Here is a 14,401-nt window from a genome sequence, read left to right on the forward strand (position 1 = left end):
TTGGATGAAGAAAGTATTGGTTACTGGGGGAAGCGGATTTATTGGATCACACACGGTAGAGGCTTTACTAGAAAAAGGCTACGAGCCCATCGTTCTTGATAACTTTTCAACTGGATCTCGGGGAAATATTGCCCACCTTTCCGTTCAATGCATTGAGGCAGATGTCACAAAAACAGAAACGGTCGATTTGATCAAACAAATAAGACCGGATTATATCATTCACCTTGCAGCGCAGGTGAGTGTCGCCGTGTCTGTTCAGAATTTCGTTTATGACGAAGAGGTCAATATCAAAGGGTCCCTGCACGTCATGAAAGCAGCTGCTGAAACGGGGGTGGAGAAGGTGGTATTTGCCTCATCGGCAGCTGTCTATGGAGATCCAGTGTATCTGCCAGTGGATACCGCTCACCGTCTAAAGCCTGGTTCGCCTTATGGTTTAGCGAAACTCACAGTAGAGCGATACTTAGAAATGGCAAAATCATTGTATGATGTGGACTATTGTATTCTTCGGTATAGCAATGTTTATGGTCCGCGACAAGATGCACTTGGCGAAGGCGGGGTTGTCTCTATTTTCTCTGATAAGTTTGCAAAGGATGAGGCTCCTTTCATTTTCGGAGACGGGGAACAAACAAGAGATTTCATCTATGTAGGTGATCTAGCAGCAGCGAATGTTGCGGCTTTAACAGCTCAATCAAACGTTTGTTTAAATATCTCATGTGGGGATTCAATCACTGTGAATGAGCTGTTTCAAACGATGAAGCGAGTGACGAGGTCACATCTTGAACCAATTTACAAGCCGCAGCGTGCAGGAGATATTGTGCATAGTACATTGGCAAATGAGGAAACGAAACAAGTCTTAGCATGGGAGCCTGTTGTGAGTTTACAGGAAGGTTTGGCTCGTACCATTTCCTACTATGAACAGGAAGTCAAGGCTTAATCCCTCAAATCGGATGGGTTGCTTAGGAGGAAAATGGGTATGAGTGTGAAGCATACAGCATGGCAAATCATGATTGGATGTATATTGTTTGCAGCAGGGATCGGTCTTGTACAAATGGCAGCCGCGCAGCCCGTCGGGTTAAAGAAGATGGTGGCTGTTCCGGTTATACTTCTGATCCTGTCGGTTGTTCTCGTGTTGATGAAGCTGTACATGAATGGTGAGCAAATCTTCATGTCAGTCATCTATCTTTTGATTACATTGACCTTTCTCAACAACGCTTTCTTTTCTATTAGTGCAGGATTCTTTAGTCTTTTTCTCTACCGTATCATGCTCATCGCCGCCTTTGCTTTATTTATATGGCGGATGAGAGATCAGGGGACGTACATATCGCAGTGGCAGCAGATTCGTGTCAAAGGAATTCTTGGTTTTTTCGCTGTATGGTTTCTTTACGGTCTCATCTCACTGCTTTGGGCTCATTCGGTCACAGACGGCCTGAAATATATGTGCCTTCTGGCAATGGGGATGGGATTTGTCTTTCTAGTCGTCATGTATATTCAGCGAATGGATCAAGTGGTGACCTTTTATAGCATTTGGCTGGTCATGACTGTGTTTGTAATGGGGATTGGGTTCTATAATCACTTTACATTGAACCATTTACCGAATACCTCATTGTATCTAGGGCCAGCGTATAAACAGCACTATCCTACATCTGTCTTTTTTAATCAGAATGACTTTGCAACGTTTTTATCGATTAGTTTCTTCTTATATCTAGCATGCATGCGTCAAATGAAAAACGGTTACATCAAAGCGTTTGGATTATTAGGTGCAATCGCCGCGCTGTATCTCATTTTGTTAACCGAATCCCGCGCTAGTCTGCTTGGGATATTTGCAGGAGTGGCGATCTATGTGTGGCTGCTGCTGCCGCGTTTTCTCAAAAAGTGGTCAATCATTGCAGCAAGCGGACTTGTCGTCATCGGTATCGCTGTTTTTTCAGCTAAGATTTATTCGGTCTTTTATGACTTGTTTCTCGCTTCTCAGGTCGCGCATTCTTTTAGTGAACCACTCCCGTCTAACATCGCGAGAGCGAATTTAATCAAAAATGCTTGGCACTTCTTTACGAATTCATACGGATTCGGAGTTGGAGCGGGGAATGTGTCTTACTACTTAGCTCACTTTTCGATCTTTGACACAGACCAGGTCGTAGAAGTGCACAATTGGCTACTGGAATTGATGACGAACTTCGGATTTGCAGTCATGCTGGGCTATATCTCTGTATACGCCTATCTCATGTTCACACTGTACAAACAATACCAATGGGCTGACACAAGATCGGCAAAAATGATCATTGAGGGGTTGTTTGCAGCCATGCTGAGCTTTCTCGTTTCAAGTATCAGTCCTAGCTCTGTCTCGAATTTATATTTCCATTGGGTATTTTTAGGACTGGTGATCGCAGCGGTGAATATGTTGAAAAACAAACAACGACTCAAGCTATGGTAAACCGTGTGTGATGCTGCGTTTGTATGGCTACACTAGTGAAAGAGCAAATACGTCAATGTTGGGAGAATGAACATGTCTGGTTTCATATCTAGGATAGGGAAGCGAATCAAAAAGTACATCGTATGGCTCATACTGCTGCCTGTCGTATTAGGTGCCTTTGGTTTCTTTTTTGCTAAAGGAACTACGCAGCAATCTAGTTACACAGCTGCTGTTACCCTCACTCTCGGTAAATATGATGATGGGGTGTATAACAACATGGCAGAAGTGACATCTCTATTAAAAAGCGATGCATTTCTAAATGAAGCACTCAGTGATGTGAAAGAAGAAGAAAGACAGGATGTGAAAACTCGTCTCATCCTTACCAATCAATCAGATACACAATTACAGCTGTCTTTCACGGATGCCGATAAGGATCATGCTTTGGCTGTCGTGAAGCAGGTGTCGGATACATTTCTCAAGCAAGATAAAGCATTATTTACAAAAAGGCAGCAGGTGATTGAAAGTAGATTAGCTGCTCTTGAAGACGAATCGGTCAGCAATGATTCCAAAGTCGATAAAGAACGATTCTTATATGAATTGGAGTCAACAAAGCTTGGAATGAAGCAGGCAAAAATTGTTGATCCTGCACAAGTACTTGATGAAGGCAATAAAGGCATGTCAGCTAAAAAACGGGCACTTCTTGGGCTTGTCATTGGCTTTAGCATCTCGCTTATGTTTGTGGTCTTACCCGAAGTGTTCAAAGAATCTTAATAATGAACTGGAGATGAGTCTTAGGTGAACAATCAACCGTTAGTATCCATCATTACACCTGCGTATAATGCGGAACGTTATTTAACGGATACAGTTCATTCCGTCCTTGCCCAAACCTATTCCAATTGGGAGCTGATCATTGCAGATGATTGTTCTACAGATGGAACTAGAAAGCTATTAGGGGATTTAAGTCAAGCGGACGACAGAATCAACGTCATTTATTTAGAGGAAAATGGGGGAGCTGCCATTGCTAGAAACGCAGCCATCAAACAGGCAAAAGGACGCTTTATCGCTTTTTTAGACAGCGATGATATGTGGAAAGAGACGAAGCTTGAAAAACAGGTAGACTTCATGCTGACAAATGATTATGCCTTTACATTTACGGCATATGACATCATTGCAGAAAACGGAGAACCATTAGAAAAAACCGTCACTGCGCCAGCGAGATTAGACTATAATGAAGCCCTGAAAAACACCATTATCGGCTGTTTAACGGTCATGCTTGATCTTCAAAAGGTAGGACATGTGGAAATGCCGAACATTCGCACAAGGCAGGATTTAGCTACATGGCTGTCTATATTAAAAAGAGGATTTACAGCCTATGGTATGAGTGAACCGCTCAGTGAATATCGCATCGTTGGGAACTCCATCTCTAGTAACAAGTGGAAAGCAGCGAAAAAAACGTGGTTTGTCTACAGAGAAATTGAGCAGCTTCATTTTGTCAAAGCGTCTTGGTGTTTTATGCACTATGCGACAAATGCTGTGAAGAAGCGCTTATAAACAGAAGGGAAAAAAGGTGATAAAGGTGAAAGCAGACTCGATCATACATGTTGTCGTAGCGACGGGAGAATGGGGACAGGACGGACTGAGGTACAGACGGCATCGGCTGGCCGAATTTCTAGCATCTGATCCAGAAACAAAAGAGGTCATCTGGGTATGCCCGTCATCATCTCGTCATACAGCTCCCTTTCAGCCCATAACAGATCGAATGAAGCAATTGACCATTCCTGATGTGCTCAAGAGCAAATTATTTCGCTTTGGTCGATATCAAGACATGTTCTATATTCATAAATTATCCCCTCTCCTTGAACATTTGCGGCATGAGGAGAAGAAGGGGATCGCTGTTTGTTTATGGTATACGTTTCCGGGCTTTCCGCTCTTATCTTCTTTATTTGAATGGAAACATATTGTCTATGATTGCAGTGACCTGTGGGGAGAGCCGATAAGCGGCAACCATAACATCCTTTCTTATATGAGGCAGCGTGTCATTGTCAAAGCAGAAAATCGAATCATTAAATACGCACACAGCATTACATGCTCTTCTCAATATTTACACGATCAAATCAAAAAACGTCTTATGGGAGAACCGAAAGATGTGTTTACGGTGGAAAATGGCGTCGAATACGATGTGTTTGCGAAAAGCAATCTTCCGTGCAAAGAAGATGTGCTGGAAGGAAGAGAAGGGACTGTGCTTGGTTTTATCGGAGGAATCAAGCCAAAGCTCGATTTTGACATGATGGCTGAAGCTGCTCGTATGCGGCCTGATTGGACATTTTTATTTGTCGGTCCGGATGGAACGAATGGAGATCCATCTTTTCAGCATGCACTCAAACTGCCTAATGTGATTTGGACAGGTGCTGTTGCTCCAGAAGAAGTGCCTGCTTATATGAAGCTGATTGATGTAGGTATGATGCCATATAAACAATCCCCTTATAATCAAGCGGTGTTCCCTCTCAAGCTTTATGAATTTTTAGCCGCTGGAATACCGGTTGTCGGTTTAAATCTCCCATCAACGGAAAGGCTAAAAGAGAAGGATGTGTATGAATATTTAGAGGGCGACGATCCTGTGCTCTTCGTAGAAGCCTGCCTGAAAGTGATCAGCAAAAAAGACGACACGAGCTATAGACATCTAAGACAAAGCCGAGCGAAGAAAAAAGATTGGCACGCGCTGTTCACAAACATGGTGGAACTAACGAATATTAAAGAAAACGCATAATTCATTCGGGATTGTGCGTTTTTATTTGTTTCTTCCTCACAGGGGGAGCTTGTGATCATCCTCTATTCAATTGTATAATGGAAAGAGCGGCCAATATACAAAATACAGATTTCAATTTAGAAGGAGACTGACCTATGGATTACGAACGCGCCTTATTAGCGTTTTTTGTCTCTCTGGCTACAGTTTTAATTGTGACACCAATCGTCAAAAAGTTTGCAATTAAGATTGGTGCAGTGGACCAGCCGAATAAACGAAAAGTTCATGATAAAGTAATGCCTCGAATGGGTGGTTTGGCAATTTTTATTGGAGTAGCGGCTGGAGCATTAGCAGGCGGGCTGTTTCTACATAATAAAATTACAGCAATTTCAGTTGGTGCCGTACTCATCGTCATTTTAGGTATATTTGATGATAAATATAATTTAAGTGCAAGATTTAAATTTCTCGTACAAGTCCTAGTTGCTTGTTTGATTGTGAGCACGGGCTTAAAAATGGACTTCTTCTCTGTTCCTTTTTTAACAGATCGAATTGAGTTAGGCTGGATGGCATATCCCCTCACCGTGCTATGGATTGTGGGTATCACAAATGCCATTAATTTAATTGACGGCCTTGATGGACTAGCTGCCGGTATTTCTGTCATCGGTTTATCAACGATTGCAGTGATGGCATTTTCTGCTGATAAGATTCTGATTCTTTCTTTATCTCTTGTCGTCATTGGCAGTACGATCGGCTTTCTCTTTTACAACTTCCATCCGGCGAAGATTTTTATGGGAGATACCGGTTCGCTATTTTTAGGCTATATGATTTCGGTGCTGTCACTTTTAGGGTTATACAAAAGTGTCACTTTGTTTAGTGTTGTTGTTCCTGTGATCATTCTAGGTGTTCCTATATTTGATACGACCTTTGCAATCATTAGACGCATATTAAACAAACAGCCCATTTCATCACCGGACAAATCCCATATTCATCATAGACTAATGGCCTTTGGCTTGTCCCATCGCATGGCTGTCATCGTGATTTACATGATTGGCTTAGTCTTTAGCTTAAGTGCGATTTTGCTGACAAGCGCGACCATTTGGTTATCGCTGATCATTATCTTTTTACTGGTGATGTTTATGCAAGTGATTGCGGAAGTCACGGGTTTGGTCAACGAAGAGTTCAAACCATTTACGAAATTCTATAAACGAATGGTGAAAAGACAATAAAAAACAGCCCGTTCCTAGGAACTGGGCTGTTTTATTATTGTCCTGATGTGCTGGAAGGATTAGTTGTATCACTTGATCCTGTTTCACCAGATTCAGTAGGAAGCTTTAAATGCGTCCGTAATGCATTTTGTACGTTAGCTAGATTGGTTTGATCTGGCTCAAAGTAATACGTTCGATTTGGCCCTAAATAAAGATCCGACCCTTTAATAGAAAGTGTTTCTGTGTCGTCTCCCTTAAACCCGCTGTAGATTTGCTGAAGCGCTAGACCTTCTGTGATACGGAAGTTGGTCGTAATATGATCACTGACTTCTTTAGCGATATTATCCACGTTCGCGATGTTATTTGCCTTCGACATTTGATCAATCATTGCACGTAAAATTTGTTTCTGACGATCATTACGTCCGAAATCACCGCGTGGATCTTGTTTTCTCATCCGTGCGTAAGCAAGTGCTTCTTCCCCGTTTAAATGCATATTGCCTTTTTTGAAATATATCTTTTTCGATTTTTTCACATCACTTTTTTCATTGAAGTCAAATGGAACATCAACATCAATTCCACCGACTTCATCAATGACATCCTTGAATCCGTCAAAATCAACGGTCGCATATTTATCAATCGGAATATTCAAGAATTGTTCGACAGTTTCGATCGTTTCGTCTTTACCGCCTTTAGCATATGCTGCATTGATCTTTTCTTTACTTCCTGTCGTGTCACTTGCAAGCTGTACGCGTGTGTCACGGGGGATACTAACCATTTTCATCGTTTTGTCTTGAGGGTTAATTGTTGCGACAATAAGTGAATCTGAACGGCCATGATCACCATCTGTGGCATAATCCTCAATTCCGACAAAAAGTACAGAGAAGGGTTTCTTTTTAATATCAATGACCGCATCACGAAGCTTCGATTTCTCTCCGCGGTTTAGTTCGTCATATGTTTTGTCAGCGGCTTGAAGTGTATTGACTATTTTATAGACTGCAAATCCGCCCATGCAGATGATAAGAAGCAAAAATAAAACCAGGATACGTTTGAAAATTTTCTTCTTCTTACTCTTTTTCTTTCGTACACGCACTTTTACTCGTTGTGCCATTCATCTGTCTCCTTTATCGGACCAATGTCCTTTTCTAAATAAATCAGTTCGCCTTCTTTTGTAACACTCTTTCCATTTGTCAGCTCAGTCATCCATTCAATGAACTGCTCTGTTTGTGTTTCTTCTACATACGTCTCAAAAATAACATCTTCTGCATAATGAATTTCTTTTAGCTGAAAAGATGAGGCTCTAAGCTCATTCTCTACCTTTCCAAGCCATGTATAATCTATTGTTGTGTGCATCGTACGCATTAAACAGCGCTCTACCATCCCAACATGGTTGATGGCTTCTGATACAGATTTTCCGTAGGCACGAATCAAACCACCGGCGCCTAGCTTAATACCGCCGAAATAACGAGTGACTACTACGACTGTATCTTTCAGCTTCCGTTTTTTTAACACTTCAAGCATTGGCACACCTGCTGTACCACTTGGTTCACCATCATCATTCGCTTTTTGAATCAGGTCATGTTCTCCAATGAGATAGGCAGAACAATTATGTGTGGCATTCCAATGTTGTTTTTTAATGGATTGTATAAATGCTTGTGCTTCTTCTTCTGAGACAGCACGCTGTATATGACAAATAAAACGTGATTTTTCAATGACGATCTCATGCTCGCCACGACTTTTTACTGTAAGATAGCGATGCAGCAAAAGACATACCCTCCTGAAAAGCAAATTGTAAGACTAGAGAAAATTTGCATTGATTTTAGAATTTTACAGCGTATTTTGTTATGATGATAGGGGTAGAAAAAGGGTCGTCATAAAAACTTCATGATTTATACGCATTCTTTCATTATAATTCGACATAAAATGCAGATCAATGACATTTATAATAAAAAAAGATGACATCACTGTTACGGGAGGGAAAAGCCATGACAACACCTAAAATGGATCCGAAATTATTGGATTCAATCATCATGAAAATGCTAAGTACAGTTGATGGCAGCAAGGACGAAGTATTTAGGATAGGCGAACAGTCCCGTCAACAATATGAAAGCCTTGTAGAAGAGCTGAAGCAAATCAAGCAGCAAGTAAACGAAGTAATTGATTTTGGGGATAAACTAGAAGTCCATACGAGACATGCTAGAAATCGCTTATCTGAGGTCAGCAGAAACTTCAACAAATTTAGCGAAGAAGAAATACGGGAGGCCTACGAAAAAGCACATAATCTGCAAGTGGAACTCACTATGATCCAGCAGCGCGAAAAGCAGCTGAGAGAAAGAAGAGACGATCTGGAAAGACGATTGTTAAGCCTACAAGACGTCATTGAACGCTCTGAAACGCTTGTGAGTCAGATCACAGTTGTTCTCAACTATCTCAATCAGGACTTACGTCAAGTTGGCGTGTTACTTGAAGATGCTCAAGCAAAACAAGATTTTGGACTTAGAATTATTGAAGCCCAAGAAGAAGAACGTAAAAGGGTATCCCGTGAAATTCACGACGGTCCGGCCCAAATGCTGGCAAACGTAATGATGCGTTCCGAATTAATTGAACGTATTTTCAGAGACCGTGGGACAGAAGAAGGCTTTAAAGAAATTAGAAGTCTCAGACAGAATGTGCGAAATGCTCTGTACGAAGTGAGAAGAATCATTTATGATTTAAGACCAATGGCTTTAGATGATTTGGGTCTCATTCCGACGCTAAGAAAATATTTAAACACAATCGAAGAGTATGATGGAAAAACCAAGATCACGTTCCAATGCCTAGGGGATACAGAAAGCGAAAGAATTGCTTCTCAATTTGAAGTGGCACTGTTTAGACTAGCCCAAGAAGCTGTCACAAATTCACTAAAGCATTCCGAAGCTGAAGAAATCTCTGTAAAAGTAGAAGTGACGAAAGACTTTGTTACGTTAATTATCAAAGACGATGGAAAAGGCTTTGATATGAAAGATGTGAAAACAAACAAAAACAAATCCTTCGGTTTACTTGGCATGAAAGAACGCGTAGACTTACTTGAAGGTAAAATGACCATAGACTCAAAAATAGGTCTAGGGACATTCATCATGATTCGCGTGCCATTAACATTGCAAAATAAAATTGTAAAATAGAGACAAAAGACATATTGACCATAAAGTTCAGGTGTAGAACAATAAACATGGGGAGGCGTAGCTTGTGACTAAAGTAAATATTGTAATTATTGATGATCACCAATTATTCCGTGAAGGTGTCAAACGGATTTTAGATTTTGAACCTACTTTTGAAGTAGTTGCAGAAGGAGACGACGGAGACGAAGCTGCACGTATCGTAGAACACTATCATCCGGATGTTGTCATTATGGACATTAATATGCCGAATGTAAATGGTGTAGAGGCTACAAAGCAGCTAGTTGAGCTTTATCCCGAATCAAAAGTCATTATTCTATCTATTCATGACGATGAAAACTATGTGACACATGCATTGAAAACAGGAGCAAGAGGCTACCTGTTAAAAGAAATGGATGCAGACACGCTCATTGAAGCAGTGAAAGTCGTAGCTGACGGAGGATCTTATTTACATCCGAAAGTTACTCATAACTTAGTAAATGAATTCCGACGCCTAGCGACTAGTGGCGTTTCAGCACATCCACAGCATGAAGTATATCCTGAAATTCGCAGACCACTTCATATCTTAACGAGACGTGAGTGCGAAGTACTTCAAATGTTAGCTGACGGAAAGAGCAATAGAGGAATTGGTGAGTCGCTCTTTATTAGTGAGAAAACAGTCAAAAACCACGTGAGTAACATTTTGCAAAAAATGAATGTAAACGACCGTACACAAGCTGTTGTTGTAGCAATTAAGAACGGCTGGGTAGAAATGAGATAATATTCCGGACAAGTACTCCTTTTTCGCCTGTTTTTGATTCTCTCACATGTTAATTTGAGAGAAATGATAGGTAGATAAGGAGTCTTTTTCGGATATAACGGGCTTGCCTATTGATTAGGCAGGCTTTTTTGATTACTATTATAAATCTAATGAATAACAATGATCATTCTTTGAAAATAAAAAAGAGCAACTTAACGGATAAGGAAGGTATTTAAGAATGAAAATAGCCGTTGTAACAGACAGTACTGCTTATATACCACAAGAGCTGCGTGATAAACATCATATTCATATGATCCCTCTTAATGTCATCTTTGGCAATGAATCATACCGTGAAGAAATAGAAATGGATTGGAAGACATATTATGAAGAAGTCAAAAAGCATAAAGACCTTCCAACCACCTCTCAGCCTGCTTTCGGTGAACTAATAGAATTATATGAAAAACTAAGTGAAACATATGATGCCGTGATTAGTATTCACCTTTCTAGCGGAATTAGTGGAACATATAATAGTGCAGCCTCAGCAAATGACCTAGTTGACGGAATTAACATTTATCCGTTTGATACAGAAACTAGCTGTATGGCGCAAGGTTTTTATGTGATAGAAGCTGCTGAGAAAATCCAAGCTGGTGCTTCTCCAGAAGAAGTGTTAGCCCATCTCAATTACCTGAAAGAGAATCAGAGAGCTTATTTTATGGTAGACGATTTAACTCATTTACAAAGAGGCGGCAGATTAAATGGTGCTCAGGCTTTTATTGGGAGCCTCTTAAAGGTAAAGCCTATACTGCATTTTGACAACAAGCTAATTGTCCCTTTTGAGAAGATTCGTACACGGAAAAAAGCCATTTCACGTATGTTTGAACTATTTGATGAAGATGCATCACGTGGTGTCCCGATGAGAGCAACAGTGATACATGGTAATAGAGAAGAAGAAGTAGACGATTTGATTGCGCACTTATCAGAAAAATATCCTCATGTTGAATTTTATAAAAGCTATTTTGGTGCCGTAATCGGCACTCATCTAGGCGAAGGCTCTTTAGCTCTTGGCTGGCTGATTAGATAAATCCTAAAAACCTCTTTTCTCTTAGAAAAGGGGTTTTGTTTTTCTTTTTTAGTTGTTGGACGAAAGGTCATGTCTTTGCGCATAATAGGCAAACATCAGTTGAAAGGTGTTTGTTGAAATTGAACATGGACAAAGCAATGGAACTAGGGCAACACCTGCAGTCACGCCACCTGCTTACTGCTGAAACAAGATGCTCACAGTCTGATTTGGATTGGCTGGAGAAGAAGGGGTTAGTTATCCGAACACCTGCTATTGAGAGGAAAGCAAATGGTCTTATTTGCTGCAGATGTGGTGTATCAAAAAATCGGTACTTTGCCCACTCTTCGTGTGACAAGTGTCAAAAAGATTGTGTGTATTGTAGATCATGCATCATGATGGGGAAAACAACGGAATGTGGCTTTCTTTATGAATGGACGGGTCCACAAATGGAAGAAGAATGTCACTCGGAATTAACATGGCAGGGAAACCTGTCGAAAGGACAAAAAAGAGCGTCAGAGAAATTGATCGAAGCGATAAAAAACAAATCTGATCTACTCATCTGGGCAGTTTGCGGGGCAGGGAAAACAGAGGTGCTTTTTCACGGAATAGAATATGCCTTACATCAAGGAATGAGTGTCTGCATTGCGACACCTAGAACTGATGTTGTCCTTGAACTAGAGCCGCGGCTTAAAAAAGCTTTTCAAGGAATGAAAATAGCTGTTCTTTATGGAGGAAGTCCTCAAAGGTTCCAAATAGCACCGTTAGTAATCGCTACAACTCACCAGTTGATGAGATATAAACACGCATTTGATGTGCTCATTATAGATGAAGTAGACGCCTTCCCTTATTCAATCGATGGACGTCTCCAATTTGCTGTTTTAAAGGCAATGAGAAAGAAAGGGGTTAGGGTTTATTTAAGTGCGACGCCGTCTAAGAAAATGATAAGAGATGTATCTCGTGGACAACTAGAAGCCATAAAAATTCCTCTGCGCTTTCACCAACAACCTTTACCGGTCCCATCCTTTCAATGGATTGGACATTGGAAGAAGAAATTAAAAAAGAATCAGCTCCCACCTAAAGTAATGAATTGGATGCAGAAACATATTACAAAAAAGAGAAGGGTTTTACTTTTTGTTCCTTCTATTTCTACTATGAAGAAGGTAACGAAGGTTCTTAGAAAGCACCATTTAAATGTAGAAGGGGTGTCTGCTGATGATCCAGATAGGAAACAAAAGGTCCAGCAATTCAGAGATTACAAATACGATGTACTAGTTACAACCACAATTCTAGAAAGAGGTGTAACCATTTCAAATGTGCAAGTGGGGGTACTAGGTGCAGAATCTACTATCTTTACAGAAAGTGCACTTGTTCAGATTTCTGGTAGAGCAGGTAGACATCCCGATTTTTTTAAAGGAGATGTTTTCTTTTTTCATTTTGGTTTAACGAGAAGTATGAAGCAAGCAAAGAAGCATATTGTAAAAATGAATGATACAGCTGAAAAAGAGTTCTCCGAAAAATAATGTAGGTTCAACTAAATTTCATGGTACAGTTATATTCACAATACACAAATGGCAGGAGAGACAAATATGCTACTCAATGCAAAAGAAACACTACTCAAGGAAATCCTCTATCAATATCTCAACCAGTTAAACATGATTTGTCACTGTGAAAAGTGTATAGAAGATGTATTAGCGATTTCACTAAATCAAGTGAAGCCTCAGTATATAACAGATATCAATAAAATATCTTACAGTAAATCTGAGATGGTGGACAAACAGAAGAATACGGCCATGCTGGTCATTCTGACAGAAGCCGCTTCAAAGGTCTCCACATTTCCAAGATGCGAAAATCGTCTGCCAATAAATAAGGATAACAATTGATCTGCCTCATTTGTGAGGGGCATTTTGTCGCTTCTTTTACATGGAAATCATTACTTCTATTAAATGATGATCGTCTATGTATAGCATGTAAGCATCACCTAGAAAAAATTCAACGCCCGATTTGTCCAGCCTGCGGGAGAGCACAGTCGAACGATCAATTATGTCAAGACTGTTCTATGTGGAAAGAACGCCCTGATTCTACTACAGTACTTGTGAAAAATAGGTCTGTCTATGCTTACAACGATTTGATGAAAGATGTCCTTTCCCGCTTTAAATTTCGAGGTGATACAGCTTTAGCTGAGCTTTTTAAACAAGATGTCCGAGCAGTATTTAAGCGCTCTTTTTTAATGAAAGAACCTGTCCTGATCCCGATTCCTTTAAGTAAAGAAAGACTAAAGGAAAGAGGGTTTAATCAGTCCGTCATACTTGCTTCCTTGATTGGTGAGCCGATCCTTCAGCCACTTGTAAAAATACATCAAAGCAAACAGTCCAAGAAAAAGAAAAATGAACGTTTAGATCAAAAAGGAATGTTTCAAATCAAGCAGGCAGATGAAATCGTTCAAAGGGATGTTATCTTAATTGACGACATTTATACAACAGGGGCCACCATTTATGATGCGGCGAGAATTTTAAAAGAAGCAGGTGCCAAAAGTGTTTCCTCTTTTACGTTGATCCGTAGTTAAAATTCAGGATAATTAACCGATAATAAGAAGAGAAAATAACGTAAGGGGTTTTGGTTATGAATCAATTGGCAAACTGCCCGCAATGTAATCAGCTGTTTTTAAAAACGACCATCCAAACGGTTTGTAACAAATGCTTTGAAGAAGAAGAACGTTCTTTTGATATCGTTTATAAATTCTTGCGAAAGCAAAGTAATAGACAATCAACCATTGCTGAAATAGTAGATGCAACAGAAGTTGATGAAGAATTAATCTTGAAATTTATCCGTTTGAAAAGACTTCAAATTAGCCAATTTCCGAATATCAACTATCCTTGTGAAAGATGTGGCCAACCGATCAGAAAAAACAAGCTGTGCAGTCAATGTGAACAGGACATTCAGTCGCAAATGAGTCAAATGAACCAAGAAGAAGAGCGTAAAAGGGAGATTGAATCTAGGAAAAAAGACACCTATTATGCCATTAATCCTAAAAACGATTGATTCCCTAAACTAAGTTGCAGTTTGGTCGATAAAATGGATAGAATCAAGACAGA

The 14,401-nt window shown here is 40.2% G+C and carries 15 protein-coding genes and 1 pseudogene; 14 read left to right on the forward strand and 2 right to left on the reverse strand.

Going from position 1 to position 14,401, the window contains the following annotated elements; translation table 11 throughout:
• Positions 1–4 precede the first annotated feature (4 nt).
• The 6 genes from MHH40_RS13065 (at position 5) to MHH40_RS13090 (ending at position 6,379) form a co-directional block, all read left to right on the forward strand.
• A complete protein-coding gene (locus tag MHH40_RS13065) occupies positions 5–934 on the forward strand; it encodes an NAD-dependent epimerase/dehydratase family protein (protein ID WP_050944352.1) in 930 nt (309 codons plus the stop codon).
• Positions 935–973: 39 nt separating this feature from the next.
• Positions 974–2,431, forward strand: a complete 1,458-nt coding sequence (gene tuaE / locus MHH40_RS13070; protein WP_050944350.1) for a teichuronic acid biosynthesis protein TuaE — start codon at positions 974–976, stop codon at positions 2,429–2,431.
• Positions 2,432–2,503: 72 nt separating this feature from the next.
• Positions 2,504–3,181 carry a teichuronic acid biosynthesis protein TuaF gene (tuaF, locus tag MHH40_RS13075; protein ID WP_050944348.1) on the forward strand — a complete coding sequence of 226 codons (678 nt, stop codon included), beginning with the start codon at positions 2,504–2,506 and terminating at the stop codon, positions 3,179–3,181.
• 24 nt (positions 3,182–3,205) lie between these two features.
• Positions 3,206–3,961 (forward strand): teichuronic acid biosynthesis protein TuaG, encoded by a 756-nt coding sequence (tuaG, locus tag MHH40_RS13080; protein WP_050944347.1) that lies wholly within the window; start codon positions 3,206–3,208, stop codon positions 3,959–3,961.
• Between the two features lie 19 nt (positions 3,962–3,980).
• Entirely contained in the window at positions 3,981–5,177 is a 1,197-nt protein-coding gene (gene tuaH / locus MHH40_RS13085) for a teichuronic acid biosynthesis protein TuaH (RefSeq protein WP_050944696.1), read from the forward strand.
• A 134-nt stretch (positions 5,178–5,311) separates the two neighbouring features.
• Complete coding sequence (locus tag MHH40_RS13090; protein WP_003212692.1) at positions 5,312–6,379, forward strand: glycosyltransferase family 4 protein; 1,068 nt, start codon at positions 5,312–5,314, stop codon at positions 6,377–6,379.
• 34 nt (positions 6,380–6,413) lie between these two features.
• Here the strand turns inward: MHH40_RS13090 and MHH40_RS13095 are convergent, their stop codons facing one another.
• The gene (locus tag MHH40_RS13095; RefSeq protein ID WP_050944346.1) at positions 6,414–7,466 is read right to left on the reverse strand and encodes an LCP family protein; all 1,053 of its coding nucleotides are present in this window, start codon (positions 7,464–7,466) and stop codon (positions 6,414–6,416) included.
• Positions 7,451–8,119: a YigZ family protein gene (locus MHH40_RS13100; protein WP_003212936.1), complete on the reverse strand. Its 669-nt coding sequence runs from the start codon at positions 8,117–8,119 to the stop codon at positions 7,451–7,453. Before MHH40_RS13100 ends, MHH40_RS13095 begins: the two co-directional genes overlap by 16 nt.
• 221 nt (positions 8,120–8,340) lie before the next feature.
• On the opposite strand from MHH40_RS13100, the gene MHH40_RS13105 reads away from it, so the two are divergent.
• The 8 genes and pseudogenes from MHH40_RS13105 (at position 8,341) to MHH40_RS13140 (ending at position 14,348) form a co-directional block, all read left to right on the forward strand.
• Complete coding sequence (locus MHH40_RS13105) at positions 8,341–9,516, forward strand: sensor histidine kinase (RefSeq protein WP_003213166.1); 1,176 nt, start codon at positions 8,341–8,343, stop codon at positions 9,514–9,516.
• 64 nt (positions 9,517–9,580) lie between these two features.
• On the forward strand, positions 9,581–10,270 hold the full coding sequence (gene degU / locus MHH40_RS13110) for a two-component system response regulator DegU (RefSeq protein WP_008348273.1): 690 nt from the start codon (positions 9,581–9,583) through the stop codon (positions 10,268–10,270).
• Between the two features lie 217 nt (positions 10,271–10,487).
• Positions 10,488–11,330 (forward strand): DegV family protein, encoded by an 843-nt coding sequence (locus tag MHH40_RS13115; protein WP_050944345.1) that lies wholly within the window; start codon positions 10,488–10,490, stop codon positions 11,328–11,330.
• A gap of 119 nt (positions 11,331–11,449) precedes the next feature.
• Complete coding sequence (locus MHH40_RS13120; RefSeq protein WP_152908379.1) at positions 11,450–12,829, forward strand: DEAD/DEAH box helicase; 1,380 nt, start codon at positions 11,450–11,452, stop codon at positions 12,827–12,829.
• Positions 12,830–12,895: 66 nt separating this feature from the next.
• Positions 12,896–13,189 carry a late competence development ComFB family protein gene (locus tag MHH40_RS13125; RefSeq protein WP_050944343.1) on the forward strand — a complete coding sequence of 98 codons (294 nt, stop codon included), beginning with the start codon at positions 12,896–12,898 and terminating at the stop codon, positions 13,187–13,189.
• Positions 13,186–13,353: pseudogene (locus MHH40_RS13130) on the forward strand (ComF family protein); the annotation flags it as partial. The gene MHH40_RS13125 and the pseudogene MHH40_RS13130, both read left to right, overlap by 4 nt.
• Before the next feature lie 12 nt (positions 13,354–13,365).
• Positions 13,366–13,872, forward strand: a complete 507-nt coding sequence (locus MHH40_RS13135; protein WP_050944695.1) for a ComF family protein — start codon at positions 13,366–13,368, stop codon at positions 13,870–13,872.
• Positions 13,873–13,928: 56 nt separating this feature from the next.
• Positions 13,929–14,348 carry a TIGR03826 family flagellar region protein gene (locus MHH40_RS13140; protein WP_003212865.1) on the forward strand — a complete coding sequence of 140 codons (420 nt, stop codon included), beginning with the start codon at positions 13,929–13,931 and terminating at the stop codon, positions 14,346–14,348.
• The last annotated feature ends 53 nt before the right edge of the window (positions 14,349–14,401 follow it).

Origin of the sequence: Bacillus sp. FSL K6-2431 (assembly GCF_038005165.1) — a bacterium.
GTDB classification, from domain to species: domain Bacteria; phylum Bacillota; class Bacilli; order Bacillales; family Bacillaceae; genus Bacillus; species Bacillus pumilus.

What these genes read in the sequence shown, in the direction of transcription:
- MHH40_RS13065 (WP_050944352.1), top strand. Translation starts at nt 5, where the DNA reads ATGAAGAAAGTATTGGTTACTGGGGGAAGCGGATTTATTGGATCACAC.
- tuaE (WP_050944350.1), top strand. Translation starts at nt 974, where the DNA reads ATGAGTGTGAAGCATACAGCATGGCAAATCATGATTGGATGTATATTG.
- tuaF (WP_050944348.1), top strand. Translation starts at nt 2,504, where the DNA reads ATGTCTGGTTTCATATCTAGGATAGGGAAGCGAATCAAAAAGTACATC.
- MHH40_RS13090 (WP_003212692.1), top strand. Translation starts at nt 5,312, where the DNA reads ATGGATTACGAACGCGCCTTATTAGCGTTTTTTGTCTCTCTGGCTACA.
- MHH40_RS13095 (WP_050944346.1), bottom strand. Translation starts at nt 7,466, where the DNA reads ATGGCACAACGAGTAAAAGTGCGTGTACGAAAGAAAAAGAGTAAGAAG.
- MHH40_RS13105 (WP_003213166.1), top strand. Translation starts at nt 8,341, where the DNA reads ATGACAACACCTAAAATGGATCCGAAATTATTGGATTCAATCATCATG.
- MHH40_RS13115 (WP_050944345.1), top strand. Translation starts at nt 10,488, where the DNA reads ATGAAAATAGCCGTTGTAACAGACAGTACTGCTTATATACCACAAGAG.
- MHH40_RS13125 (WP_050944343.1), top strand. Translation starts at nt 12,896, where the DNA reads ATGCTACTCAATGCAAAAGAAACACTACTCAAGGAAATCCTCTATCAA.
- MHH40_RS13135 (WP_050944695.1), top strand. Translation starts at nt 13,366, where the DNA reads ATGTGGAAAGAACGCCCTGATTCTACTACAGTACTTGTGAAAAATAGG.
- MHH40_RS13140 (WP_003212865.1), top strand. Translation starts at nt 13,929, where the DNA reads ATGAATCAATTGGCAAACTGCCCGCAATGTAATCAGCTGTTTTTAAAA.